Below are 25,841 nucleotides of genomic sequence, written 5' to 3' on the forward strand. Positions count from 1 at the left end.
TGGAGGAGACATGAAGTACGCTGATTTTTATCAGCGCTCTATCGCCACGCCTGAAGCGTTCTGGCATGACGAAGCTGCGCTCATCGACTGGAACACGCCGTTTTCACAGGTGCTGGATTATTCGCAGCCACCGTTCGCCCGCTGGTTCGTCGGCGGCAAGACCAACCTGTGTCATAACGCGGTGGACCGCTGGTGTACAACGCAAGGCGACAAGCCCGCGTTGATCGCCATCTCCACCGAAACCAATACGGAGCGCAGCTACTCCTTCAACCAGCTGCACGTCGAAGTCCAGCGCTGGGCGGCGATGATGCAGTCGCTCGGCGTGCGCAAAGGCGACCGCGTGCTGATCTACATGCCGATGATCGCCGAAGCTGCATTCGCCATGCTGGCCTGCGCCCGCATCGGCGCGGTGCACTCGGTGGTGTTCGGCGGTTTTGCCGCCAACAGCCTGGCCAGCCGCATCGATGATGCGCGGCCGGTGCTGATCGTCTCCGCCGATGCCGGCTCACGCAACGGCAAACCGATTCCTTACAAGCCGCTGCTGGATGAAGCGATTGCGCTGTCCACCGCCAAGCCGGCGCGCGTGCTGCTGGTGGATCGCGGCCTGGCGCCGATGCAGCGGGTGGAGGGGCGCGACGTCGATTACGCCGCGCTGTGCGCTTCTCATCTGTCCGCGCAGGTGCCGGTGACGTGGCTGGAATCGAACGAGCCGTCGTACATCCTCTACACCTCCGGCACTACCGGCAAACCGAAAGGCGTGCAGCGCGACGTCGGCGGCTACGCGGTGGCGCTGGCGGCATCGATGAAGCACAACTTCTGCGGCCGCGCGGGCGAAACCTTCTTCGCCACTTCGGATATCGGCTGGGTGGTCGGGCACTCGTACATCGTCTACGGCCCGCTGATCGCCGGCATGGCGACCATCATGTATGAAGGACTGCCGGTCTGTCCCGATCCCGGCATCTGGTGGAGCATCGTCGAGAAGTACAAGGTGACGCGCATGTTCTCGGCGCCGACCGCGGTGCGCGTGCTGCGCAAGCAGCCACCGGAATTCATGCGCAAGCATGATCTGTCGTCGCTGAAGGCGCTGTACCTGGCCGGCGAGCCGCTGGATGAAACCACCTCCAGCTGGATCGCCGATGAACTGGGCGTGGCGATCATCGACAACTACTGGCAGACCGAAACCGGCTGGCCCATCCTGTCTATCGCCAAGGGCATAGAGGACTCGCCGACGCGCCTGGGCAGCCCCGGCGTCGCCATGTATGGCTACAAGGTCCGGTTGATCAATGAGACCACCGGCACGGAATGCGGCGCCGATGAAAAGGGTGTGGTGATGATTGAAGGCCCGCTGCCGCCGGGCTGCATGCAAACCGTGTACGGTGACGACCAGCGCTTTGTCGACACCTACTGGTCCGAGATCAATGGCCGCATGATGTATTCCACCTTCGACTGGGGCCTGCGCGACGCGGACGGCTACTACTTCATCCTGGGGCGTACCGATGATGTGATCAATGTCGCCGGCCATCGCCTTGGCACGCGCGAAATCGAGGAATCGATCAGCAGCCATCCGAATGTTTCCGAAGTGGCGGTGGTCGGTGTGGCGGATAAGATAAAAGGGCAGGTGGCTGTCGCCTTCGCGATTTTGAAAGACGCAGGTGCAGCAACCACCGAGCAGGATGTGATGTCGGTGGTCGACCGCCAGCTTGGCGCAGTGGCGCGTCCGGCGCATGTCTACTTCGTTACGCAACTGCCCAAGACCCGCTCGGGCAAATTGCTGCGCCGCTCCATACAAGCCATTTGCGAAGGCCGCAATCCAGGTGACCTGACTTCGATCGAAGATCCATCGTCACTTCAGCAGATTCAACGCGCGTTGTTGTAAGCACCCGGTAAGGCTGCTCTTCTATTCTGTGTGTAAGCTCGAATAGAAGAGCATCAATAACGGAGACACACAATGCAAGACGATCTGGTTCAACAGCTTAAACGCGACCCCAATTATCACGAGTTAGTAAAGACGCGTTCCCGCTTCGGCTGGTGGCTCACCGCCGCCATGATGGTGGTCTACTACGGCTACATCCTGCTGATCGCGTTCGACAAAGAATTCCTGGCAGCGAAAACCGGCGGTGGCGTTATGACCTGGGGCATGCCGATTGGCCTGTTCGTCATCGTCTTCACGGTACTGATCACCGGCGTCTACGTCCGCCGCGCCAATAACAAATACGACCAGCTGACGCAAGCCATCCACGCAAAGGTGAAAGCATGAGCACCTTGAAACGTTTGATGGCGCCAGCCCTGCTGGCAACTTGCGGCATCGCCCTGGCCGCCGGTGGAGACCTAGGTCAGGCCGAGCGCCAGCCTACCAACTGGACCGCGATCATCATGTTCGCCGGCTTCGTGTTGTTCACGCTGTTCATCACCAAGTGGGCCGCAAAGAAAACCCGTTCGGCGTCCGACTTCTACACCGCCGGCGGCGGCATCACCGGCTTCCAGAACGGCCTGGCGATTGCTGGCGACTTCATGTCGGCGGCGTCCTTCCTCGGCATTTCCGCATCGGTGTTCCTGAATGGCTACGATGGCCTGATCTACGCCATCGGCTTCCTGGTCGGCTGGCCGGTCATCACCTTCCTGATGGCGGAGCGCCTGCGTAACCTCGGCCGCTTCACCTTCGCCGACGTCGCCGCCTACCGCTTCAAGCAAGCGCCGATCCGCATCTTCTCGGCGTCCGGCACGCTGGTGGTGGTGGCCTTCTACCTGATCGCGCAGATGGTCGGCGCCGGCCAGTTGATTAAACTGCTGTTTGGTCTCGAATACTGGATCGCTGTGGTGCTGGTTGGTACGTTGATGATGATCTACGTGCTGTTCGGCGGCATGACTGCCACCACCTGGGTGCAGATCATCAAAGCGGTGATGCTGCTGGGCGGCGCCAGCTTCATGGCGTTTGCCGTGCTGGCGCAGTTCAGCTTCAGTCCAGAGGCGCTGTTCGCCAAAGCGGTGGAAGTCCACGCCAAGAAAGACGCCATCATGGGTCCGGGCACCTTTATCAAGGACCCGGTCTCGGCGATCTCGTTCGGCATGGCGCTGATGTTCGGCACCGCCGGTCTGCCGCACATCCTGATGCGCTTCTTCACCGTGCCTAGCGCGAAGGAAGCACGCAAGTCGGTGTTCTGGGCCACGACCTGGATCGCTTACTTCTACATCCTGACCTTCATCATCGGTTTCGGCGCCATCGTTTTGGTCAGCACCAATCCGGAATTCAAGGACGCAGCGGGCAAGCTCCTGGGCGGTAACAACATGGCTGCGGTGCACCTGGCCAAAGCAGTCGGCGGCAACGTCTTCCTGGGCTTCATCTCGGCAGTGGCCTTCGCCACCATCCTCGCGGTGGTAGCAGGCCTGACGCTGTCCGGCGCATCGGCTGTGTCGCATGACCTGTACGCCACCGTCATCAAAAAGGGCCAGGCCACCGGCGCCAGCGAACTGAAAGTGTCGAAGATCACCACCATCGCACTGGGCATCATCGCCGTGGTGCTGGGCATCGCGTTCGAGAAGCAGAACATCGCCTTCATGGTATCGCTGGCGTTTGCGATTGCTGCGTCGGCCAACTTCCCGGTCCTGTTCATGTCCGTGCTGTGGAAGAACTGCACCACGCGTGGCGCCACCATCGGCGGCTTTATCGGCCTGACGCTGGCGCTGGTGATGACCGTGCTGTCCAAGTCCGTGTGGGTCGATGTGCTGGGCAATGCCCATGAACTGTTCCCATATGCGTCGCCGGCCATCTTCTCGATGCCGGCCGGCTTCCTCGGCATCTGGCTGTTCTCGGTGCTGGACAAGAGCGACCGCGCGCGCATCGACCGCGCTGGCTACGAAGCGCAGCAGATGCGCTCCGAAACTGGTATCGGCGCTGCCGGAGCTGCCGCGCATTGATATAAGCATCACTTTGCAGTAAAGACAACGCCCGGCCTGACCGGGCGTTGTCGTTTTTAGAGGCACAGCACGAGTACATTCATAGCGATAGCCAGTAATGTGGTTTATTATCTGCCGACGATGCTCTCTGACGCCACCGATGCCACCGATGACCAGCGCGTCCTGCGCGAAGAACAACTGCGCCGCATGCTGCTGGAGCAGAAGGCCATATTTGATAACGCATCGGTAGGTATCCTGTTCAGCAAATCGCAGGTCATGATGCGCTGTAACGCGCGCATGGCCGAGATGTTCGGCTACGCGCCGGGCGAGATGGAAGGGCAACACTCATCGGTGGTGTTCGAGTCGACGGATGCTTACGAGGCATTCGGCCATGAGGCGACGCCGTTGCTGAGCATCGGTCAGCCATTCGAGCGGCAGGCCTGGCGCTTCAAACGTAAGGATGGCAGCTTGTTCTGGTGCCGCGTGCGCGCCAATGCGGTCGACTTTGAACATCGCGGCAGCGGCACCATCTGGATCCTGGAAGACGTAACGGACTCGCTGCAAACGCAGATGGAGGTCGAGGCCATCATGACCAACGCCTCGATGAGCATCCTGTTCACCAAGAACCGCATCATCACCCGCTACAACCGTGGCTTTGCCGAGATGTTCGGCTACGACGAGCACTCGGGCCTGACGCTGCCGGGCCGCGCGCTGTATCCGTCGCAGGAAGCCTACGACAAGCTGGGCGCCGAAGCCTACCCCTTCCTCTCCATCGGCAAACCGTTCCAGACGGAGATTGAAATGCGCCGGTCCGACGGCAGCACGCTGTGGGCGCAACTGATCGGCTACGTGGTCAATCCCGATGATCCGACGCAAGGCACGATCTGGGTGATCGAAGACCGCACCGAGCAAAAGCGTGCCGAGGAAGCGCTGCGCAACGCACTGCTGGAAAACCAGGCCATCCTGGACAGCGCGGTGCTCGGCATCTCGGTAGTGGAAGGCGGCTTCAATCTGCGCTGCAACCGCAAGATGGAAGAACTGTTCGGCTACGCGCCGGGCGAGATGAATCACCTGAGTGTGCAGGCCTTCTATGCCGACAAAGACGCCTGGGAGCAGGCGCGCGCGGCGACGGTGCGCGACTTCCGCGCCGGCCAGGTCAATGTCTCTGAATACGAGTTGGTGCGCAAGGACGGCACCACATTCTGGGCGCGCCTGTCGGGCCGCCCGTTCGATCTGGCGGAGAACAGCGGCCGTTCGGTGTGGCTGGTGGACGATATCACCGCCCGGCGCGAGGCGGCGGAAGCGGTGGCGCGCGCGCGCGACGAGCTGGAATTGCGGGTGCAGGAACGCACCGCCGAACTGGCCGGCGCCAACGCGCAATTGCAGGGCGAGATCGTCGAGCGCCGTCAGGCCGAGGCGCGTGTGCACCACATGGCGTATCACGACAGCCTGACCGGCCTGCCGAACCGCGCCTTGCTATCGGATCGCCTGGACCGCGCCATGCTGGCCGCGCAGCGCTTTGACCGCAAGCTGGCGGTGATGTTCATCGACCTTGACCGCTTCAAGACCATCAACGATTCGCTGGGCCACATGACTGGCGACCAACTGCTGAAGGAAGTGGCGAGCCGCTTGTGCCGCGCGGTGCGCGCCAGCGATACGGTGGCGCGGCTGGGCGGTGATGAATTCGTGGTGCTGGTGCCGGGCATCCGCGCGCCGGAGGAGGCGGGGCAGGTGGCCGAGAAGATCATCGAGGCGCTGGCCGAGAGCTTCCCGCTGGAAGGACGCAACCTGCACATCACGCCGTCGATCGGCATCTGTGTCTATCCCGACGACGGCGCCGATGTGGAAACGCTGATGCGCAATGCCGACAGCGCCATGTACCACGCCAAGGCCAGCGGCCGTAACAACCATCAGTTCTTCAAGGAGGCGATGAACCTGACGGCGGCGCGCCACTTCGAGCTGGAGACCAGTCTGCGCGGCGCCCTGGCGGCCGACGAATTCGAGTTGTACTTCCAGCCCATCATGGACATCGGCACGCGCCGCCTGCATGCGATGGAAGTGCTGCTGCGCTGGCGGAGAGGCGGCAAGGATGGCGAATTGGTGACGCCGGACCAGTTCATCCCCATCATCGAAGAAAATGGCATGATCGTGCCGATCGGTGAGTGGGTGATACGCCAGGCCTGCAAGCAAAGCATGCTGTGGCAAAGCCAGGGCATGACGCCGGTGCCGCTGGCGGTCAACCTGTCGGCGCGCCAGTTCATGCATCGCGGCCTGGTGGAGTCGATCCGCGCCATCCTCGATGACACCGGCATCGACCCGGCGCTGATCGAATTCGAAATCACTGAAACGGCGCTGATGCAGCACGGCGAACAGACGCTGGAAATCCTCGGCCATATCAACGCCATGGGCATCCGCCTGTCGATCGACGATTTCGGCACCGGTTATTCGTCGCTGGCCTACCTGAAGCGCTTCCCGGTCAAGAAGATCAAGATCGACCGCGCCTTCATCAAGGACCTGGAGCAGAGCGCGGAAGACCGCGCCATCGTGGCGGCGATCATCGCGCTGTCGAACAGCCTGCAGCTGTCGGTGGTCGCGGAGGGTGTGGAGACGGAAGGGCAGTATGCGCTGTTACAGCGGCACGGCTGCCAGTTCGCCCAGGGCTATTTGTTCTCGCAGCCGGTGCCGCACGCGACGGCCCAGCTGCTGCTGCCGCGCTGCTAGGCTGAATCAGGCGAAGGTGGCGATCACCGGCGTGTGATCCGACGGCTGGTCCCATTTGCGTGGTACGCGATCGATCACGCAGGCGGTGCAGCGCTGCTTCAATGCGTCCGACAGCAGCAGGTGGTCGATGCGCAGGCCTTTGTTCAGGCGGAAGCCGAGGCCACGATAGTCCCACCAGCTGTACGATTTATCCGCCTGCTCGAACATGCGGAAGGCGTCGGTCAGGCCGAGGTCCAGCAGACGCTTGAGCTGCGCGCGTTCTTCCGGCGACACATGCACCATGCCTTCCCACGCGGCCGGGTCGTGGACGTCGCGGTCTTCCGGCGCGATGTTGTAGTCGCCCACTACCGCCAGCTGCGGATGCTGCGCCGCTTCTTCCTTGATCCAGTCGTGGAAGGCGTTCAGCCAGGCCATCTTGTATTCGAACTTGTCCGAGCCGACCGCCTGGCCGTTGGGCACGTAGGCACAGACCACGCGCACGCCGTCGATGGTGCCGGCGATGATGCGCTGCTGCGGGTCGTCGAATTTCGGGTTGTTCTTGACGATGTCGTGGATCGGCAATCTGGAGATGATGGCCACGCCGTTATAGGTTTTTTGGCCCGTATACGCCACGTGGTAGCCGGCCGCCTCGATTGCCGCCAGCGGAAACTTGTCGTCCGTCAATTTTGTTTCCTGGATAGCTAGCACGTCAGTAGGATTTTCCTCTAGCCATTTCATAACGTGCGGCAGTCTTACGTTCAAAGAGTTAACATTCCAAGTAGCTAATTTCATGTAGTTGTACTTTCTAGCAAGTTCATGTGGCTTGCATCTTACAGCATCGAGATTTAACAGATCGATTATCACTTTGCAAACTTGTATGAAAAAACATGAAAAACCCTTCCTTTAATGGTGTGGCAGGGCCTAAAATGTTGCAAAATATGTGAAATCAAAAAAAAATTGCCAAGACTGTCTCGTCGTTGTCAAAATAGAACTGGAAACCAAGACAAAATAAGCAAAATAGAAATATACTAGTACAAATTGAGTGGAAAACTTGTGTTTCCCATTAGCAACTAAAACAGCGTAATTTATGTATCTTTTTGTGTTGTGATGACGCAAGAAATGATACTATACGGAAATTACTTGTGGTTTTTATAGTGAATGGCGCGTGGCGCATTTACAAAGGAATGAAAAAATGCGAACTGCATTTGAGGCATGGGCACAGCGCGATGGCCATATTGTACGCCGTCGTGAAGACAAGCCAGATGAGTATCTGGTCTTCGAAACACAACGCCGCTGGGTAATCTGGCAAGCGGCGCTGGAACATGGCAAACCGCCAGGCGGCCGCAAGACCGCTGCGCAGAAGGAAGCTGCCGCCGCTGAAAAGCGCGCTGCTGTTGCTCTGCAACGTCCACCGGAAATCAACCCTGACGAAGCGGCTGTCCGTAATCAGGTGCTGAACGAGGTGCTGGATGCCTTCTCGACGCTGGGCGGTGAACGCGGCATGGACGACATCCTGAAAGTGGTGCAGGGCCTGAAGAAGAAGCAGCAGGAACAGGCCGACGCACCGGTGGCTTCCAAGGTAATGGATCGCCACAACGCCTGAAGTTCAGGCAAGAAGCTGGAAGGCGTAAAGTGCAAGGCTTTACGCCGTTTGATCAAGCGACTGAAACCGCCAGCGGGCTGCTACACTGGTCTGTATCGATATTCCAGAGACAGACCATGTATCTCCGCCCCGCTGCAGCGGTCGCATTGTTCGCCTCATTGGCGGGCTGCGCTTCCCTGACCGAATCCACCGACCAAAACGTGCTGGTGCAAACCGTGCTTGATCACCGCGAGATCGCGGGTGTCGGCTGTGTGCTGTACAACGACATGGGCAAATGGTTTGTCACTACGCCGGCGCGCGTCACGCTGCGCAAGAGCGCGGGACCGCTGCGCATCGACTGCGAGAAGACGGGCAAGGGCTGGGCTTACGAGAAGGTGGATTCCAGGGCGGACGCCAATATCTGGGGCAACCTGGTGTTGACGGCGGGCGTTGGCATCTATGTCGACGCCAACACGGGCGCGGGCTACGACTACCCGTCGATACTGACGGTGGTCATGCGCCCGGCCCAGGACAAGGAAGACGGGCCGGCGCCGGCAGCCGGCGTGACCCTGTTCTAACTTAAACGCGATTGATCAGGAAGTTAGACAGCAGCGGCACTGGACGGCCGGTTGCGCCTTTCGCGCCGCCCGATTTCCATGCGGTGCCGGCGATGTCCAGATGCGCCCAAGTGTACTTGCGGGTGAAGTTCTCCAGGAACGCCGCCGCCGTGCACGAGGCGCCGCCCGGCGTGCCGATGTTGGCCAGGTCGGCGAAGTTGGACTTCAGCTGCTCGTTGTACTCTTCGCCGATCGGCAGGCGCCAGGCGGTGTCGCCGGCGTTTTTACCGGCGGCCATGATCTCGTCGGCCAGCGCGTTGTGGACCTCGTCGTCACGGGTAAACAAGCCGCTCTTGTGGTGGCCCAGGGCGACGATGCAGGCGCCGGTCAGCGTGGCGATGTCGATCACGGCGGCTGGGTTGAAGCGTTCGGCGTAGGTCAGCGCGTCGCACAGCACCAGGCGGCCTTCGGCGTCGGTGTTCAGGATTTCGATGGTCAGACCGTTCATCGAGGTGACGATGTCGCCCGGCTTGGTGGCGCGGCCCGACGGCATGTTCTCGCACGACGCGATCACGCCGATCACGTTCAGCTTCAGGTTCATTTCACCGATGGCGCGGAAGGTGCCCAGCACGGAAGCGGCGCCGCCCATGTCGTACTTCATCTCGTCCATGCCAGGACCGGCCTTGAGCGAAATGCCGCCGGTGTCGAAGGTGATGCCTTTACCGACCAGCACCACCGGCGCGTCTTTCGGTTTGCCGCCCATGTGCTTGATGATGATGAACTTCGGCGGCTGCTCGCTGCCATTGGTCACCGACAGGAAGCTGTTCATCTTCAGCGCTTCCAGCTGTTTGCGGTCCAGCACTTCCACGTCGAACTTGTAGTCCTTGCCCAGTTTCTTGGCGGTGTTGGCCAGGTAGGTCGGGGTGCAGACGTTGGCCGACAGGTTGCCCAGTTCCTTGGTCAGGTCCATGCCGTTGGCGATGGCCACGGCTTGCGCCAGCGCGATCTTGGTATCGGCGTTGCTTGGCACGGCCAAAGCGATTTTCTTGACGCCGGCCGGTGCCGGATCTTTCTTGCTCTTCTGGCCATCGGTGCGGAAGATCGACTCGTGGGCGCTCTGCACCACGCAGCGGATTGCCCAATTGACGTCACGCTCTTTCACTTCAGTGGCTGGCAGTGCGATAATAGCGTCGCTCGTGCCCAGGGTGGAGAACACCTTCAGTGCCGCAGCCACGCCGCCGGCAAAGCTTTTTTCGCTGACGGTTTCGTCGCTGCCCAGGCCCACCAGCAGCACGCGTTCGGCGCTGGCGCCTTTAACGCCGCGCAGCAGCAGGGTGGTGCCGGCTTTGCCGGTGATGTCGCCGGACTTGAGCGCGGCCGTGATTTCACCAGCGCCGTCCAGCGCCTTGGCAGCTTGCGACAGCTTTTTGTTCTCGAAGACCGCGACAGCGATCACGCCGGCTTTGGCCGTAGCGATGGTGTTTTTTGTGTCGAATGCTTTTATGCTAAAGTCCATTTGATTCTCCGTGTCGTGTACGTACTTAAAACTTGTGGTCCCGTATAGCGTATATATGGGCCAAACTACCGAATTATAATCTTCAATGATCTTTCAACGCGCCCTACGACGAGAAATGGCCAGTGCTGCCGGGGCCACCTTCACAGTGCTGTTCAGTATCAGCGTCACCTGGACCCTGATCGGGGTCCTCGGCAAAGCCGCCGGCGGCAAAGCCGCTTCGGGTGACGTCATCGCGTTGATCGCTTTCGCCGTGCTGAATTATCTGCCAACTCTCGTTATCCTCACCAGCTTTATTTCAGTGCTGATGGTGGTCACACGGACCTACCGCGATTCCGAAATGGTGGTGTGGTTTGCCTCGGGTATGAGCCTGCTGCGCTGGATACGGCCGGTACTCACTTTCGGCCTGCCGCTGGTGCTGATCACCGCCGGCCTGAGTTTCGTCGCCACCCCGTGGGCCAAGCAGAAAAGTATGGAATACGTGGAGCGCTTTGAAAAACGCGAGGATCTGCAGAAAGTCTCGCCTGGCCAGTTCAAGGAATCGGCAGCCGCCAACCGCATCTTCTTCGTCGAAGGCGTGGCCGGCAAATCGGCCGTGGTGCAGAACGTCTTTGTGAATACGACCGATGCCCGCGGCGACGCCGTCATCGTCGCGCGCGAGGGCGTGATCAACACCGGGCCGAAAGGCGAGCGTTATCTGGTGCTGAAGAACGGCCGCCGTTATCAGGGCACGCCGGGCAAGGCCGACTTCCAGACCATGGAGTTCGACAGCTACAGCATGCGCGTCACGCAACAGACGCAGGAACTGGAGTCCGATCACGAAGCAGTCGCTCTGCCGACCATGGATTTGCTCAAGCAAACCGGCAGCGTGGCGCGCGCGGAGCTGTTGTGGCGCATCGCCCAGCCGCTCACCTGCCTGGTGCTGATTCTGCTGGCGGTGCCGCTGGGCTTCGTCAATCCGCGCGCGGGCAGCTCGGCCAATTTGATTATCGCGCTGCTGGTGTTCTTCAGCTATAGCAACTTCGTCAAACTGGTCGAGGCCAGCGTCAAGCAGGGCCAGTTCAGCTTCGGACTGTCGTGGTGGCCGCTGCACGTGGCGGCGCTGCTGGTCGTGTTTGGCCTATTCGCCTGGCGACTGAATCTGAATCACCGCTACCACCCGCTGGCGGTGTTGGCCGCGTACAAGCGTTCGCGTAACAAGAAAGACTGATCGCATGAAAATCCTGCAACGCTATTTCGCGGTCTCGATACTGCAAGCGGTGGCCTTTGTGCTGGTGGCGTTTTTGGCGCTGCAAGCGTTCATGGACCTGACCGGCGAACTGCCTTCGGTGGGCAAGAATGGCTATGCGATCCAGTACGCCTTCCTATATGTGGTGGCGCAGCTGCCCAGTCATGTGTATGAAGTGATGCCGCTGGCGGCGCTGATCGGCACCATCTACACCATGGCGCAGTTTGCGGCGACGTCGGAATTCACCATCATGCGCGCGTCCAGCATGTCGACCGGCATGGTGGCGTGGATGCTGGTCAAAATTGGATTTGTGCTGGTGATTATCACCTTCATCTTCGGCGAGTTGATTACGCCGCGTACCGCGCCGATCGCCGAGAAGATCCGACTGAGCGCGCGCGGCGCCGCCATCTCGACCGAATTCCGTTCCGGCCTGTGGACCAAGGATATCGTCAAGGCCGACGGCATGACCGGCGAGGTCATTGGCTCGCGCTTCTTCAACGTGCGCCAGGTGAAGCCGGACGGCACGCTGATCGGCGTCAAGCTGTACGAATTCGACACCAACTTCCGCCTGCGCTCCATCACGCTGGCCAAGACTGGCACCTTTCAAGGCAATAACAAGTGGCTGCTGAGCGATGTGACGGAAAACCTGTTCAGCAATCCGCGGCTGATCAAGCCGGGCGCCGAGGCCAACCTGGAGAACAACTTCGCGCAGGAATCGGGCATGATCGAGACCCGTCACAGCGCCACCAGGGATCTGCTGTCGGAGATTACGCCGAAGATCCTGGCGGTGGCCGGCTCCGATCCGGACCGCATGTCGGCCTCCGAACTGGCGGTGTACACCCGCCACCTGCAGGAGAACAAGCAGGAGACCGAGCGCTTCAAGATCGCGTTCTGGAAAAAGCTGTTCGACCCGCTGACCATCTTCGTGCTGATGGCGCTGGCCCTGCCGTTCGGCTACCTGCACACGCGTAGCGGTGGCGTGAGCCTGAAAATCTTCGTCGGGATTATGATCGGCGTCAGCTTCCAGCTGGTGAATGCACTGTTCTCGCACCTGGGTGTGCTAAGCACCTGGCCGGCGATTGTGACGGCGATTGCCCCGAGTATGTTGTTCCTGCTGCTGGCGCTGGGCGCCTTGTGGTGGGTGGAGAGACACTGATGACCCAACGCGCACTGATTTTGTTTGCCCATGGCGCCCGCGCCGAATCGTGGGCGGCGCCGTTCGAGCGCTTGCGCGACCTGACCCAGGCGCGCGAGCCGGGTGTACGCGTGCAGCTGGCGTACCTGGAATTGATGTCGCCGCGTTTGCCGGATGTGGCGGCGGCGCTGGTTGCCGACGGCATTGTCGACATCACCGTGGTGCCCGTATTCCTGGGACAGGGCGGCCATGTGCTGCGCGACCTGCCGCTAATGATCGACGAACTGCGCATCGCCTATCCGCAAGCCGCCATCAAGGTGGTGGAGGCGGCTGGCGAGAATGCGGCGGTGCTCAATGCGCTGTCGGATTACTGCGTCAGCGCGCTGTCCTGATTCACGCGCCGCCAGACTGACAGCGGAATCTGTCCGTCCGGCCGCGCCGGGACGCGGTAGCTCAGTTCATCCCCTTTCAATTCGTAGCGGCGTTCCTGCCGCGTGCCTTCCCAATTTGAAAACGCCGCGCTCTCGATGACGAATGTCAGCGTGCGCGAAGGCTCGTCGATCGTCAGACGGCCGAAGTGCGTACTCGATCCCTCAACGGTGGCGCGGAACTCCTGTTCGCTGCCGCTCTTTTTGTCGCCGCTGGCGAAGCGCGGGCGGCCCTGCTGGTAGATCTGCACAGTGTAGCGGCCTTCGCTATCGATCATCATCAAACCGCTGGGGGCATCTCCGTAATCGTGCAGGCGCGCGCCGTCGGGCAGCAAGCGATCGGCTGCCACCAGAGTCCAGGTGCCGGCCAGCGGGAAGGGCTGGGCAGCCATCGCAGCCTGGTGCGCGGGCACCCACATCATCAGACAAAACAGACGGTTCAAGATTTTCATCGCATCTTCCTTTCAAATAAAGACACGATAGCCGTGAACGCGGATGCGCAAAATTAGCAAAACCTGCGCGGAATATGTGCATAATTGCACAATGAGCCAACCTAACTGGGACGACCTGCGCTTCTTCCTTGCCCTGCACGATGCCGGCACTCTGTCCGGTGCTGCGCGCGTGGCGGGCGTGGAGCACACCACCGTGGCCCGGCGCATCGACGCGCTGGAGGCGGCGCTTGCCGTCAAACTGTTCGACCGCTTTCCCAAGGGCTGGTCGCTGACGGCGGCCGGCAAGGCGCTGGTGCCGCATGCGCGCAATATGGAGGACGGCTTGCATGGTCTGCTGCGCGTGGCCGGCGGCACGGCGGAATTGAGCGGCAAGGTACGGGTGTCGGCGCCGCCGGCGGTGACGGCGTGGGTGCTGGCGCCGGGACTGCAACAGGCGCTGCATCGCTTGCCGGGCATCGAGCTGGATCTGCGCGCCGAGTTGAAGGTAACGGATTTGATGCGGCGCGAATCGGATATCGCCATCCGCTACAACCGTCCGACGTCGCCGGGGCTGGCGGTGCGCAGCCTCTCCACGGTGACCTATCGCTTATGCGCCAGTGAGGCTTATCTGGCGGGGCGTACGCCGGAGCAGTGGGAGTTCCTCGGCTACGATGAGCTGTTGCAGCACACGCCGCAGCATCACTGGCTGGAGAAGGTACGCGGCACGCGGCGCTACTGCATGCGCTCCAATGACCTGGGCACGTTGTACCAGGCCACGCTGGCAGGTGGCGGCGTGGCGGTGCTGCCGGATTATTTTCCCTTGTCGCCGCTGGTGCAGATCGAAGCGCCGACGTGCGCGGTCAAGCGCAAGCTGTGGATCGTCATGCACGAAGACGTGCGCCGCGCAGCTCCGGTACGCGCCGTCGCCGACGAGATCATCGCGCTGCTGTCTACCCGGTGAAGGTGGCTGCTCCAAGTCAGGTGCCGCAGTTGATTTTCCACGGAACGCCAAAGCGGTCGGTGACGATAGCGTAGCAGGGCGACCAGAAAGTTTTCTGCGGCGCGAGGATGACATGGCCGCCTGTTTGCAGGGCGTTGAAGTGGGTGTGGACCTTGTCTTCCGCATCCACGCCAAGCAGCACATAAAAGCCTCTCAGCCGTTGATACCTGCTGGCGTCGACATCCGCACCGGCCAGCTCCACGCCGTCGATGCTGATATTTGCGTGAACAATTTTTTCCCCATGCGACGCCGACACCGCCGGCACAGGCGAGTCCTTCACCTTAAGCATGGTCCCGATTTTGCCGCCAAGGTGGTCGGCATAAAAGGTGAACGCTTCCTCGCATTGGCCATTGAAGTCGATATGAAATGACAGGCTCATTGCTTCCTTTTTATAGCGCGTTAGGATCAAATCCGTAAACCCAGGAGTTGAGCAGGCCGTCGGAGCTTTCTATGGCAGTGATGTCCATGATCTGTTCCAGATAGCTGCAGAAGCGCTCGCGTTCTTCGGAGTCGGACTGCGTAAAACCTGCCATCGCTACTTTGAATTCGCCCAGCACGAAGCTCTTGCGGGTGTTAGGTGTCAGGCTGGACAGCAGGCGGTCAATCAATGTGTTGACGTGACTTTCGGCTTCGACGCGCAGCGCTTCGGTTGGCGCACCAGGGTAGAAAAAATCGGCGGTGAATTTTTTTGCGGCGCGCAGCGTAATAAGTGCGGCGCGTTCGGACTCGCCGAATTTGACGACTGGATCTGACATAGCTGATGTTGATATTGTTAAATAGTTACGGGAATTTAGCACACCCTATCGAGGAGGGCAAACGGCGCGGGTGGTGAGGACGTGGTCGATCAGGCCGTACTCCCTGGCTTGGGTGGCGGACATGTAGTTGTCGCGGTCGGAGTCTTTCTCGACTTGCGCCAGCGTTTGGCCGCTGCGCTCGGCCAGCAGGGTGTTGAGGCGGTGGCGCTGGTAGATCACTTCGCGCGCCTGGATTTCGATGTCGGAGGCGACGCCTTTCGAGCCGCCGTGCGGCTGGTGGATCATGATGCGGGCGTTGGGCAGCGCGTAGCGCTTGCCGATGGCGCCCGCCGCCAGCAGGAACGATCCCATGCTGGCGGCAAAACCGGTGCACAGCGTCGAGACTTCCGGCTGGATGAACTGCATGGTGTCGTAGATCGCCATGCCGGCATACACCGAGCCGCCGGGGGAGTTGATGTACAGTGAGATGTCCTTTTCGGGATTGTCGGATTCGAGGAACAGCAGCTGCGCGACGATCAGGTTGGCCGATTGCTCGGTCACTTCGCCCACCAGGAAAATCACGCGCTCTTTCAGCAGGCAGGAGTAAATGTCGAAGGCGCGTTCGCCACGGCTGGTGTGCTCGATTACGGTGGGGATGAGTGTCATGATGATCCTTTCGCGGTAAAGTGGAGTTGCTGTCCGCTTGACGCTTGAGGAAGTGGCCGACGTGACGGCAAAAATAAATATCGCTGGCCTGTCACAGTTGGCCGTCGTCCAGCGTCAAGCGGCATACTCACTGCAAAAGGAGAACCACCATGATGGACAGCGACGGCGCCATGTTCGAGCAATTGCGACCGCGCCTGAAGGCGATCAGCGCGCGCATTGTCGGCAGCGAGGCAGAAGCCGAGGATGTGGTGCAGGACTGTTTTCTGAAGTGGCATGGCGCGCAGCAGGGCGCCGTGGTGACGCCGGCTGCATGGCTGACCACCGTGGTGCAGCATCAGTCGATCGATCGTCTGCGCAGGCGTCTTCGCGATGCGATGGCTGCGCATACGGCGATGGAGATGACGCCCGAAACCCAGCCAGCGTCGCCGGAAGACGCCTTGCTGCGCCGCGCAGAACTGGGCGAGGCGCTGGCGCGTCTGCTGTCACGCCTGTCGCCACAGGAGCGCCTGTCGCTGGTGCTGCACGAAGTCTTTGAATGTGAACATGCCGACATCGCCTCGGCCTTGGGCACCAAGGCGGTGAATACGCGCCAATACCTGGCCCGCGCGCGCAAGCGTCTGCGGGCGGAGAGCGATGAGCCGCTGCCGGAAGAGAAATTGAGCCGTGAGCTGGTCGGGCGTTTTCAGCTCGCCATCAACAGCATGGATGCGCCGCTGGTCGTGACGCTGCTCACCGAGACGCAGCCGGTATCGGTATGCGAAGCACGCCGCCTGGGCGCCAGCGCCAACGACGCCCACTACAGCCTTGCACTGGCTGCCTAGCCTTAACCGCAACACAGCGATGTACTAGTAGCAACACCCGAGTTGCTTGTGGTAAAGTCAAAATCTTGCAATTAAGCTCGGGGTGACGCTTGGCCGTTTTATTGGGAATCGCAATTGTGCTGGCCGGTATCTTCGGCGGCTTCGTGCTGGAGGGCGGCCACCTTGGCCCCCTGTATCAGCCGTATGAATTGCTGATGATTGCCGGCGGCGCGTTAGGCGCGTTCGTCATCTCCAACGACGGCAAGGCGATGCGCGCCACCGTGGCCGCGATTCCTACGCTGTTCCAGGGGCCGAAGCAGACCAACGCACTCTATCTCGATCTGCTGTCCCTGTTGTATGACATTCTCGGCAAAATCCGCAAGGAAGGGCTGATGTCGGTGGAGTCGGATATCGACAAGCCGGAACAGAGCCCGCTGTTCGCCAAATTCCCGTCTATCCTGGCGGACCATCACCTGACCGAGTTCATTACCGATTACCTGCGGCTGATGGTGTCCGGGAATATGGACCCTTTCCAGATCGAGAACTTGATGGACAACGAAATCGAGGTCCATCATCAAGACGGCGAAATTCCGATCCACGCGATTACCAGGCTGGCCGACGGCTTGCCGGCATTCGGCATTGTGGCGGCGGTGATGGGCGTGGTCCACACCATGGGATCAGTGGGCATGCCGCCTGCGGAATTGGGCAACCTGATTGCGGCGGCGCTGGTCGGCACCTTCCTGGGGATTCTGCTGGCGTATGGCGTGTTTGGCCCAATCGCCAGTCTGCTGGAACGCAAGCTACAGGAATCGACCAAGATTTATCAGTGCGTGAAGGTGACCCTGATCGCAAGCCTGAACGGCTACGCGCCGACGCTGGCGGTGGAATTTGGCCGCAAAGTCATCTCCGCCGTGCAGCGGCCTTCATTCGGCGACATGGAGAGCCATTTCAAACAGCAGAAAACCAGGTAGCACCACGCTATATGCTTTACCTAACAGAGGGATTGCGAAATAGCTCCTAGACTGTGATTTCACAGACATAGGAGCTAGCCAGATGAGTATTCGCAGCCTTCTTTCTTCCGCCCTGATTGGCGCAGTCGCCAGCGCGCGGTCCATGACGCCGATGGCGACCCTCGCAGCGGCGCGTCTCGCGCACCGCAAGACCAGCGGCGAACTGTTTCTGCTCGATCGCCCGCTATTCAAATACGGCGCACTGGCGATGGGCGCCGGCGAACTCTTCGGCGACAAGATGAAGACCGCGCCTGATCGCACGGTGTTCCTGGGCCTGACGGCGCGCGTGGCAAGTGCCGGCATTGCCGGTTCTGCGCTGGCGCCAAAGGGCAAGGAGGCCGCTGGCGCTGCGGTCGCGGTGGCAACCGCGGTGCCGCTGGCTTATCTGACGCTGGCCGCTCGCAAGCGCGCCATGGCCAGTATCGGCCAGACTCGCAGTGGCTTGATCGAGGATGCGTTGATTGTGGCGGCAGGTATTGCAGTCGTCGCGTGGGCGACGCGCTCGAAGTCCAATTGACGCCGCGCGCTTATTTGCGCGGGACGATCTTGACTTCGTAAATCTTCGGCCACAGTTTGCCGGTGACGAACAGACGCTTTTTGTCGGCATCGTAGGCGATGCCGTTCATGACGTTTTCGGCATTCGGGCCTTTGCCGGCATCGGGGTACAGTTTGCTGAAATCGATCCAGCCGGTGATCTTGCCGGTGGTCTGGTCGATGCGGGCGATGGTGTTGGTGTGCCAGATGTTGGCGAAGATTTCGCCGTCCACCACTTCCAGTTCGTTCAGCTGGTTGACGGCGATGCCGTCCGCCGTCACCTTCACGCGGCGCACTTCGAGAAAGGTCTTCGGATCGAGGAAGCGCAGCGTGGCGCTGCCGTCGCTCATCACCAGTTCCTTGCCGTTCTGCGCCAAGCCCCAGCCTTCGCCGGGATAGGCGAACTGGCTTTTCAGTTCAAACGTCTTCAGGTCGAACACGAAGCCGGTCTGCGTCTGCCAGGTCAGGCCCACCAGCGTGTCGCCCCATACCGTCAGGCCTTCGCCGAAATACTGTGGCGGGATGTCCTTGCTCTGCAGGACCTTGCCGCTGGCCAGATCCACTTTGCGGATCGACGATTTGCCGTTCAGGCCCGTGCTCTCGTACAGGAAACCGTCGCGATACAGCAGGCCCTCGGTGAAGGCTTGCGTATCGTGCGGATAGCTGCGCACCACCTTGAAATCGTAGGTGGGTAGCGCCGCATAGGACGCGGCGGCAGGCAGCAGGGAGACGAGAAGGAGGGCTTGAGCGTAAATCTTTTTCACTATGCAGTCACCGAATTTTGTAGTTCAACCATGGCGTCCAGCGTGGTGCCGGGAGCATCCAGCTCCGCTTGCACGCAGGCGCGCGCTTCGGGCGCGTGCACCAGGTTGACAGCCTGCTGGCGCGCGCGCTCCGCCGCAGCAGTATCGCCGCAGCCGGTCAGCAAGTCCAGTACCAACGCCACTTCGGTGATGTAGTTGAAAACGTCGGCCAGCAGTTCGGCCATGCCGTCGTGCGTCAGCACGTTGATATGGCTCTTCTGTTCATTCAGATGGTCAGCCGCTGCCGCCAGGTGCTGCTCCGGGTCCGGCAGGTAGCGGCGCGCCAGCGTGTAGTCGCCGCACACCATCAGCGCCGGCAGCGCGATGTGGGCGGCTTGCTGCGCCAGCGCGTCTGGCAGTTGCTGGAACAGGTGATAGGTGTTTTGCAAGTCGCCCAGCTTGTCGTTGATGACGCTGATGTCGTTGAAAGTGCCGACGTCGGTGGAGGCGGCTAGCAATTGGGCAGTGAGGCGGTCGCGTTCCGCCACCAGCGCCTGGCGCGCGGGCAGGTATTCTTCCGCAAGCCTGGCCCACGCGGCCAGCACGTAGGACAGCCGCAGCGAGGCGGTTTCCGCATCGTTGGCGGTGGCGTCGAACAGCCAGGTGTAGTCCTGCAGAGCGGCGTCAAACTGGCCGGTGTCGTGGGCGTTCCAGGCGCGTTCCAGTCGTTGAACAATGTCCATTACTACCTCTTGTGGTGTGAGTGGACATTTTAATACCGATCGCGGGAAGTCAGGCGCGGAGTTGGGCGGCTATTGGGCCGCTACTCTCTGTATTGAGCGGCTGGTGGGGACGGGGACGCATCGCTTCGCCGATCATCACCAGCACCGGGCCGTGCGGCGTGCCGAGACCTTGCGTCAGCCGGGCGATATCGATGCGGTGGATGCGCTGGTCGGCGCGACTGACGTTTTCGATCACCACCACCGGCTTGTCTGGGGCGTGGCCATGGGCCAGCAGACGCTCGGCGGTGGCGATGGCTTCGCGGCCGCCCATGTACTGTATCAGCGTGTCGGTTTCCGGAATGGCGTCGTGGTCCGCGTGTTCCGGCGCGGTGGAGGAGGTGAAGAAGGCCACGCTGCGCGCCACCCCGCGTTTGGTCAACGGCTGTTTGCTGGCTGCCGCCGCAGCCAGCGCGGTAGTGATGCCGGGGACGATGTCGGCGTCGATGCCGGCTTGCTCCAGCGCGCGCAATTCTTCGTCGGCGCGGCCGAACAGCATCGGGTCGCCGCCTTTGAGGCGCACCACCAGCCCGGCGCGCTGCGCGGCAGCGACCAGTTGCTGGTTGATGACTTGTTGCGCCACCGAGCGTTGTCCGCTGCGTTTGCCAACCGGTATCTTCTCCGCTTGCGGGCACAGTTCCAGCATCTCGGGCGTCACCAGCGCGTCGTGCAGCACGATGTCCGCTTGCGCCAGCAGGCGCGCGCCGCGCACGGTGATGAGATCCTGGGCGCCGGGACCCGCGCCAATGAGATAGACCTTGCCGGGCATGGTGCTTACAGGCGGATCATGCCGGCGGCGACGGTCTGGTGGGTCACTTCATCGATCAGGATGAAGGCGCCGGTGGCGCGGATGTCGCTGTAGGCGTCGGCCGCCAACGGCTGCTGCACCGCCAGTTCGATGGTGGCGATGTCGTTCAGCTTCAGGCCCTCGGCCGAATGGCGCTGCTGCGTGTTGATGTCCAACAGCGATTCAATCGCCTTGACCTTGGCCGAAGTCTGCTTGGTGCCGTGCTTGATCCAATATTTGCGGCGCACGTCCAGCGGTTCGTCGGACATCCAGCAGACATCCGCCTTGAGCTGTTTGAGCTGCGTGGCCGGGCGGTCGGCGCTGGCCAGCAGGTCGCCGCGCGAAATGTCCAGGTACTCGTCCAGCAGCAGCGTGACCGACTGGCCCACCACCGCCGATTGATGCGAACCTTCCAGCGTGACGATGTCCTTGACGGTCGCGCTCTGGCCGGACGGCTGCACCACCAGCTTGTCGCCCACCGACACTTTGCCGGCTTCGATGCGGCCCATGTAGCCGCGGAAGTCGTTGGCTTCGTGGCCGTTGTGGCGCGCCACCAACTGCACCGGGAAGCGGAACGGCGCGTCGTGCGATTCGTCGTACACCGACAGCGATTCCAGCAGCTCGATCAAGGTCGGGCCCTGGTACCAGGCCAGCTTTTCGGTCCGGTCGACCACGTTCTCGCCGCTCAATGCCGACAGCGGAATCGGCGTGATGTCCTTCAGGCCCAGCGACGCGGCAAAATCGCCGTACGCCTTGACGATGCGGTTGTAGATATCCTGGTCGTAGTTGACCAGGTCCATCTTGTTGACGGCAACGATCACGTGCTCGATTTGCAGCAGGTGCGCGATGGTCGAGTGGCGCTTGGTCTGGATCAGCAGATCGACGCCGCCATCTTCGCGCAGTTTCACTTTCGAGACGTCCACCAGAATGATCACGGCGTCGGCGGTCGAAGCGCCGGTGACCATGTTGCGGGTGTACTGCTCGTGGCCCGGCGTGTCGGCGATGATGAATTTGCGCTTCGGCGTGGCGAAGTAGCGGTAGGCCACGTCGATGGTGATGCCTTGTTCGCGTTCGGCCTCCAGGCCATCGGTCAGCAGCGACAGGTCGACGGCGTCGCCGACGGTGCGTTTGTGCTTGGAGCGCGACATGGCGTCCAGCTGGTCGGCGAAGATGCCTTTGCTGTCGAACAGCAGACGGCCGATCAGCGTGGATTTGCCGTCATCGACGGAACCGGCGGTGATAAAACGCAGCAGGCTTTGTTCGTTGGTATTGGTGGTCATTAGAAGTATCCTGCTTTTTTACGGATTTCCATCGAAGCTTCGGACGTCTGGTCGTCCATGCGGGTGGCGCCGCGTTCGGTCACTTGCGTAATCGCGGTTTCAGCGATGATCTGCTCCAGCGTCACCGCGTCCGACGACACCGGGCAGGTGCAGGAGATGTCGCCGACGGTACGGAAGCGCACCACTTGTTTTTCGATGGTTTCGCCTTCGCGCGGCGGCGTCAGGTCGGTCAGCGGCACCAGCAGGCCGTTGCGCGGAATGACGTCGCGCTCGTGGGCGAAGTAGATCGGCGGCAGTTCCAGCTGTTCGCGGGCGATGTACTGCCACACATCCAGCTCGGTCCAATTCGAGATCGGGAACACGCGCATGTTTTCGCCTGGATGGACGCGGGTGTTATACAGGTCCCACAATTCAGGGCGTTGCGATTTCGGGTCCCACTGGCCGAACTCGTCGCGGAAGGAGAAGATGCGCTCCTTGGCGCGGGCCTTTTCTTCGTCGCGGCGGGCGCCGCCGATGCAGGCGTCGAAGCCATGTTCGGCGATGGTTTCCAGCAGCGTCACGGCTTGCGCGGCGTTGCGCGAATCGGTTTGCGGATTACGCAGGCGCACGGTGCCCTTGCGGATCGATTCCTCGACCGAGCCGACGATCAGGCGTTCGCCCAGTTCGGCCACGCGCTTATCGCGGAAGGTGATCACTTCCGGGAAGTTATGGCCGGTATCGACGTGCACCAGCGGAAACGGGAATTTGCCAGGGCGGAAAGCCTTTTCGGCGATGCGCAGCAGGACCACCGAGTCTTTACCGCCCGAGAACAGCAGGGCAGGGTTGCGGCATTCGGCCGCGACTTCCCGCATGATGTGGATCGCTTCGGACTCCAAAGCGTCGAGATGGCGCGCGTTCACGCGCGCGTTGTTTTCTACTAAAGCGTTCATTGGATTTCTTTCAAGCTGCGACAGATTTAATGCGTATCAGTTTGCCGTCAACGACATGCAGGCCGCATTCTTTCGACTCCGGATTTTCCCACCACCAGCGGCCGGCGCGCACATCTTCGCCTGGCTGGGTGGCGCGTGTACATGGCTCGCAGCCGATCGACGGGTAGCCCTGGTCGTGCAGCGCATTATACGGTACGCCATTTTCGCGAATATAGCGCCAGACGTCTTCCTCGGACCAGTCGGCCAGCGGATTAAACTTGGTCATGAAGTGGGCCGGATCATCCTCTTCCACCATCAGCGAACCACGGGTAGCGGCTTGGGCGCGGCGCTGGCCGGTAACCCATGCTTTCTTGCCCAGCAGTGCGCGGCCCAGCGGCTCGACCTTGCGAATGCGGCAGCATTCCTTGCGCAGGTCGACGCTTTCATAGAAAGCGTTCAGGCCATTCTGTGCGACGTAGGCTTCCACCGCTTCCGGCTGCGGCTTGTACAGTGTGATGTCATAGCCGTAATGCGCCTTTACCTTGTCCAGCATGGCCAGCGTTTCCTTGTGCAGGCGGCCGGTTTCCAGCGAGAAGATGCCGATGTCGTAGCCGCCCTTCAGGATCAAATCGGTCAGCACCATGTCTTCGGCCGCCAGCGACGAGGCGAAAACGGCCGGGGAAAAATCGCTGGCGATGCGGGACAGTGTGGCGCGCGTGTCCGCAATCAGCTTGCTCAGGTCAGTCATGTGCCACTCCAATCAGATGCCGGCGCCGTCGTTGTTGACCTCTGCTGGCAACGGACGTGCGTGGCGGCGGAACAGCGGCACCTTCTGGTCTACCGAGGCCTGATAGGTTTCGGAGAAGTCGGACAGGCCTTTTAGCGCATCGTGGACGTCGCGGTCCGAGCGCACCGAGTAGGCGTCAAACCCGACCCGCTGCATCGAGAACAGCTGGTCGCGCAGCACGTCGCCGACGGCGCGCAGTTCGCCGGTCCAGCCCAGGCGGGTGCGCAGGTTGTAGGCGATCGAGTAGCCGCGGCCATCGGTGAATTTCGGGAAGTCGACTGCGATCAGCGGGAACTGGTCCAACAGGTCTTTCAGCGTTTCCGGACGTTCGTCGGAGGCGATCCAGACGGCGATCTCGCCGGCGGCGGTACGCGCCGACAGCACTTCGCGCTGCACCAGCCACAGGCTCAGTGGCACGATGAATTTGCCGGCCGGGACGCTGACCGTGGCCGGATCGTGCACTGGCGCGCCATCCACCGGTTCGGCCAGGCGCAGCACCTGCCAGTCGTCTTCGACCACTTCACGGCCCTTGATAATCAAATTCTTAGACATATTCATCCTCTCCTACCAGGCGGCCGCCTTTTTCAGCGATCGGCGTGGCGTACACAAATTCCTTGAACGGTGCGACGCCCAGGCGCTGCGCACAGTCGGCAAACGATTCATCTTCAAAGCGTTCGCGCAAGTAGACCTTCAGCAGGCGGTCGATCACTTCCGGCATTTGCAGCGCGGAGAACGACGGGCCGATGATCTTGCCGATGGCGGCGTTGTTGCCCTGCGCGCCGCCGATCGACACTTGATACCATTCGCTGCCGTCTTTATCCACACCCAGCACGCCGATGCTGCCGACGTGGTGGTGGCCGCAGGCGTTGATGCAGCCGGAAATATTCAGTTCGATCTCGCCGATATCGTGCTGGAAGTCGAGGTTATCGAAGCGCTCCGAAATGGCGGCGGCGATCGGCAGCGACTTGGCGTTGGCCAGCGAGCAGAAGTCGCCGCCCGGGCAGCAGATCATGTCGGTCAGCAGGCCGATATTCGGCGTCGCCAGGCCGTGCGCCTTGGCTTCCTGCCACAGCGCGAACAACTGCGACTGCTCAACGTCGGCCAGCACCACGTTTTGTTCGTGGGTGACGCGCAGTTCGCCGAAGCTGTAGCGGTCCGCCAGGTCGGCCATGAAGTCCATCTGTTCGGCAGTGGCGTCGCCCGGCGGCACGCCGGTCTTCTTCAGCGACAGCACTACGGCCGCGTAACCAGGCTGCTTGTGCGGCTTGACGTTGCGGTTGACCCAGTTGGCGAAGGCCTTGTTGCCGGCTTGCGCCGCCACCACGTCCGAATCGTCCAGCTGCTTGTAGGCCGGCGGCTGGAAGTAGTCGATCACGCGCTGCATCTCTTCGATGGTCAGCGTTTCAGGACCGTCCTTCAGGTCGACCCATTCTGCTTCTACCTGGCGGGTGAATTCTTCCACGCCCAGTGCCTTCAGCAGAATCTTGATGCGCGCCTTGTACTTGTTGTCGCGGCGGCCGTGCTGGTTATACACGCGCATCACGGCTTCGGTGTAGGTCAGCAGGTGCTGCCAAGGCAGGAAGTCGCGGATCACGCTGCCGATGATCGGCGTGCGGCCCATGCCGCCACCGGCCATGAACTTGAAGCCGATCTCGCCGGCCTCGTTGCGCACTACGGTCAGGCCGATGTCGTGGATGGCGATCGCCGCGCGGTCTTCGACGGCGCCGTTGATCGCCACCTTGAATTTACGCGGCAGAGCGATGAATTCCGGGTGGAAGGTCGACCACTGGCGCAGCACTTCGGCGTACGGACGCGGATCGATGATCTCGTCGGCGGCAACGCCGGCATACGGATCGGAGGTGGTGTTGCGGATGCAGTTGCCCGAGGTCTGGATGGCGTGCATCTCCACCGAGGCCAGGTCTGTCAGGATATCCGGGGTCTGTTCCAGTTCCACCCAGTTGAACTGGATGTTCTGGCGAGTGGTGAAGTGACCATAGCCGCGATCGTACTTGCGGGCGATATGGGCGAACATGCGCATCTGCTTCGATGCCAGCAGGCCGTAGGGCACGGCAATCCGCAGCATGTAGGCGTGACGTTGCATGTACAGGCCGTTTTGCAGGCGCAGCGGCACGAATTCTGCCTCGGTCAGCTCATCGGCCAGGCGACGGCGTACCTGGTCGCGATACTGGGCGATGCGCTCTCGGACGATGAGATGGTCGTATTGGTCGTATTGATACATGAATATTCTTCCTGGATAGTCGCTGATTCCCCAAACTAGCGCTAATAGTAATAAACTTCGTCTTTATTCCAAACGACTTAGTCTTTATTTGCTTATATAAGGATTG

The 25,841-nt window shown here is 61.2% G+C and carries 27 protein-coding genes; 13 read left to right on the forward strand and 14 right to left on the reverse strand.

What is annotated here, in order from left to right; all coding sequences use genetic code 11:
- The first annotated feature begins 10 nt into the window (after positions 1-10).
- The 4 genes from HH213_RS19665 (at position 11) to HH213_RS19680 (ending at position 6,615) form a co-directional block, all read left to right on the forward strand.
- Positions 11-1,876, forward strand: coding sequence for a propionate--CoA ligase (locus HH213_RS19665; protein ID WP_169113360.1), 1,866 nt, complete (start codon positions 11-13; stop codon positions 1,874-1,876).
- A 72-nt stretch (positions 1,877-1,948) separates the two neighbouring features.
- Positions 1,949-2,257 (forward strand): DUF485 domain-containing protein, encoded by a 309-nt coding sequence (locus HH213_RS19670; protein WP_110846739.1) that lies wholly within the window; start codon positions 1,949-1,951, stop codon positions 2,255-2,257.
- On the forward strand, positions 2,254-3,915 hold the full coding sequence (locus tag HH213_RS19675; RefSeq protein ID WP_169113361.1) for a cation acetate symporter: 1,662 nt from the start codon (positions 2,254-2,256) through the stop codon (positions 3,913-3,915). Before HH213_RS19670 ends, HH213_RS19675 begins: the two co-directional genes overlap by 4 nt.
- A 120-nt stretch (positions 3,916-4,035) precedes the next feature.
- The gene (locus HH213_RS19680; protein ID WP_169113362.1) at positions 4,036-6,615 is read left to right on the forward strand and encodes an EAL domain-containing protein; all 2,580 of its coding nucleotides are present in this window, start codon (positions 4,036-4,038) and stop codon (positions 6,613-6,615) included.
- Positions 6,616-6,621: 6 nt separating this feature from the next.
- Here the strand turns inward: HH213_RS19680 and xth are convergent, their stop codons facing one another.
- On the reverse strand, positions 6,622-7,386 hold the full coding sequence (xth, locus tag HH213_RS19685; RefSeq protein ID WP_169113363.1) for an exodeoxyribonuclease III: 765 nt from the start codon (positions 7,384-7,386) through the stop codon (positions 6,622-6,624).
- A 400-nt stretch (positions 7,387-7,786) separates the two neighbouring features.
- Here xth and HH213_RS19690 point away from each other — a divergent pair, with 400 nt between their 5' ends.
- Together HH213_RS19690 and HH213_RS19695 are read left to right on the forward strand one after the other, a co-directional pair.
- Positions 7,787-8,197 (forward strand): phiTE_015 family protein, encoded by a 411-nt coding sequence (locus HH213_RS19690; RefSeq protein ID WP_110846736.1) that lies wholly within the window; start codon positions 7,787-7,789, stop codon positions 8,195-8,197.
- 116 nt (positions 8,198-8,313) lie between these two features.
- Complete coding sequence (locus HH213_RS19695) at positions 8,314-8,754, forward strand: hypothetical protein (RefSeq protein WP_169113364.1); 441 nt, start codon at positions 8,314-8,316, stop codon at positions 8,752-8,754.
- Between the two features lies 1 nt (position 8,755).
- Here the strand turns inward: HH213_RS19695 and HH213_RS19700 are convergent, their stop codons facing one another.
- On the reverse strand, positions 8,756-10,249 hold the full coding sequence (locus HH213_RS19700) for a leucyl aminopeptidase (RefSeq protein WP_169113365.1): 1,494 nt from the start codon (positions 10,247-10,249) through the stop codon (positions 8,756-8,758).
- Between the two features lie 115 nt (positions 10,250-10,364).
- Between HH213_RS19700 and lptF the strand changes: the two genes are divergently transcribed.
- From lptF to HH213_RS19715, 3 genes are read left to right on the forward strand one after another with little or no spacing between them, the layout of a single operon-like run.
- Positions 10,365-11,456 carry an LPS export ABC transporter permease LptF gene (lptF, locus tag HH213_RS19705; RefSeq protein ID WP_229263071.1) on the forward strand — a complete coding sequence of 364 codons (1,092 nt, stop codon included), beginning with the start codon at positions 10,365-10,367 and terminating at the stop codon, positions 11,454-11,456.
- Between the two features lie 4 nt (positions 11,457-11,460).
- Positions 11,461-12,630, forward strand: a complete 1,170-nt coding sequence (lptG, locus tag HH213_RS19710) for an LPS export ABC transporter permease LptG (protein WP_110846733.1) — start codon at positions 11,461-11,463, stop codon at positions 12,628-12,630.
- A complete protein-coding gene (locus tag HH213_RS19715) occupies positions 12,630-13,001 on the forward strand; it encodes a sirohydrochlorin chelatase (RefSeq protein ID WP_110846732.1) in 372 nt (123 codons plus the stop codon). Before lptG ends, HH213_RS19715 begins: the two co-directional genes overlap by 1 nt.
- Here HH213_RS19715 and HH213_RS19720 read toward each other — a convergent pair.
- The gene (locus tag HH213_RS19720) at positions 12,977-13,489 is read right to left on the reverse strand and encodes a lipocalin-like domain-containing protein (RefSeq protein ID WP_169113366.1); all 513 of its coding nucleotides are present in this window, start codon (positions 13,487-13,489) and stop codon (positions 12,977-12,979) included. The genes HH213_RS19715 and HH213_RS19720 overlap by 25 nt on opposite strands.
- A gap of 91 nt (positions 13,490-13,580) precedes the next feature.
- Here HH213_RS19720 and HH213_RS19725 point away from each other — a divergent pair, with 91 nt between their 5' ends.
- Complete coding sequence (locus HH213_RS19725; protein WP_169113367.1) at positions 13,581-14,429, forward strand: LysR family transcriptional regulator; 849 nt, start codon at positions 13,581-13,583, stop codon at positions 14,427-14,429.
- 16 nt (positions 14,430-14,445) lie between these two features.
- Here HH213_RS19725 and HH213_RS19730 read toward each other — a convergent pair whose 3' ends face one another.
- The 3 genes from HH213_RS19730 to clpP are packed head-to-tail and all read right to left on the reverse strand — an operon-like array spanning position 14,446 to position 15,868.
- Positions 14,446-14,847 (reverse strand): VOC family protein, encoded by a 402-nt coding sequence (locus HH213_RS19730; RefSeq protein WP_169113368.1) that lies wholly within the window; start codon positions 14,845-14,847, stop codon positions 14,446-14,448.
- Positions 14,848-14,857: 10 nt separating this feature from the next.
- The gene (locus tag HH213_RS19735; RefSeq protein WP_110846728.1) at positions 14,858-15,223 is read right to left on the reverse strand and encodes a DUF4844 domain-containing protein; all 366 of its coding nucleotides are present in this window, start codon (positions 15,221-15,223) and stop codon (positions 14,858-14,860) included.
- Positions 15,224-15,268: 45 nt separating this feature from the next.
- A complete protein-coding gene (gene clpP, locus HH213_RS19740) occupies positions 15,269-15,868 on the reverse strand; it encodes an ATP-dependent Clp endopeptidase proteolytic subunit ClpP (protein ID WP_169113369.1) in 600 nt (199 codons plus the stop codon).
- Between the two features lie 149 nt (positions 15,869-16,017).
- Between clpP and HH213_RS19745 the strand changes: the two genes are divergently transcribed.
- The 3 genes from HH213_RS19745 to HH213_RS19755 all read left to right on the forward strand — a co-directional run bounded on the left by HH213_RS19745 (position 16,018) and on the right by HH213_RS19755 (position 18,195).
- Positions 16,018-16,689: a sigma-70 family RNA polymerase sigma factor gene (locus tag HH213_RS19745; RefSeq protein ID WP_169113370.1), complete on the forward strand. Its 672-nt coding sequence runs from the start codon at positions 16,018-16,020 to the stop codon at positions 16,687-16,689.
- Positions 16,690-16,778: 89 nt separating this feature from the next.
- Entirely contained in the window at positions 16,779-17,639 is an 861-nt protein-coding gene (gene motA / locus HH213_RS19750) for a flagellar motor stator protein MotA (protein ID WP_110846725.1), read from the forward strand.
- 82 nt (positions 17,640-17,721) lie between these two features.
- Positions 17,722-18,195 carry a hypothetical protein gene (locus HH213_RS19755; protein WP_110846724.1) on the forward strand — a complete coding sequence of 158 codons (474 nt, stop codon included), beginning with the start codon at positions 17,722-17,724 and terminating at the stop codon, positions 18,193-18,195.
- A gap of 10 nt (positions 18,196-18,205) precedes the next feature.
- Here the strand turns inward: HH213_RS19755 and HH213_RS19760 are convergent, their stop codons facing one another.
- The 8 genes from HH213_RS19760 to HH213_RS19795 are packed head-to-tail and all read right to left on the reverse strand — an operon-like array spanning position 18,206 to position 25,735.
- Complete coding sequence (locus tag HH213_RS19760; protein ID WP_169113371.1) at positions 18,206-18,976, reverse strand: glutaminyl-peptide cyclotransferase; 771 nt, start codon at positions 18,974-18,976, stop codon at positions 18,206-18,208.
- Positions 18,976-19,698: a hypothetical protein gene (locus HH213_RS19765; RefSeq protein WP_169113372.1), complete on the reverse strand. Its 723-nt coding sequence runs from the start codon at positions 19,696-19,698 to the stop codon at positions 18,976-18,978. The genes HH213_RS19760 and HH213_RS19765 overlap by 1 nt, the downstream gene beginning before the upstream one ends.
- A gap of 49 nt (positions 19,699-19,747) precedes the next feature.
- Positions 19,748-20,503, reverse strand: coding sequence for a uroporphyrinogen-III C-methyltransferase (gene cobA / locus HH213_RS19770; protein WP_169113373.1), 756 nt, complete (start codon positions 20,501-20,503; stop codon positions 19,748-19,750).
- A 5-nt stretch (positions 20,504-20,508) separates the two neighbouring features.
- Positions 20,509-21,801 (reverse strand): sulfate adenylyltransferase subunit 1, encoded by a 1,293-nt coding sequence (locus tag HH213_RS19775; protein WP_169113374.1) that lies wholly within the window; start codon positions 21,799-21,801, stop codon positions 20,509-20,511.
- Positions 21,801-22,730 (reverse strand): sulfate adenylyltransferase subunit CysD, encoded by a 930-nt coding sequence (gene cysD, locus HH213_RS19780; RefSeq protein ID WP_169113375.1) that lies wholly within the window; start codon positions 22,728-22,730, stop codon positions 21,801-21,803. The genes HH213_RS19775 and cysD overlap by 1 nt, the downstream gene beginning before the upstream one ends.
- A gap of 10 nt (positions 22,731-22,740) precedes the next feature.
- Positions 22,741-23,457: a phosphoadenylyl-sulfate reductase gene (locus HH213_RS19785; RefSeq protein ID WP_169113376.1), complete on the reverse strand. Its 717-nt coding sequence runs from the start codon at positions 23,455-23,457 to the stop codon at positions 22,741-22,743.
- A gap of 12 nt (positions 23,458-23,469) precedes the next feature.
- Positions 23,470-24,054: a DUF934 domain-containing protein gene (locus tag HH213_RS19790; RefSeq protein ID WP_371875677.1), complete on the reverse strand. Its 585-nt coding sequence runs from the start codon at positions 24,052-24,054 to the stop codon at positions 23,470-23,472.
- Complete coding sequence (locus tag HH213_RS19795) at positions 24,041-25,735, reverse strand: nitrite/sulfite reductase (protein ID WP_169113377.1); 1,695 nt, start codon at positions 25,733-25,735, stop codon at positions 24,041-24,043. Before HH213_RS19795 ends, HH213_RS19790 begins: the two co-directional genes overlap by 14 nt.
- Positions 25,736-25,841: the final 106 nt, after the last annotated feature.

Source organism: Duganella dendranthematis (assembly GCF_012849375.1).
Taxonomy (GTDB): Bacteria; Pseudomonadota; Gammaproteobacteria; order Burkholderiales; family Burkholderiaceae_D; genus Rugamonas; species Rugamonas dendranthematis.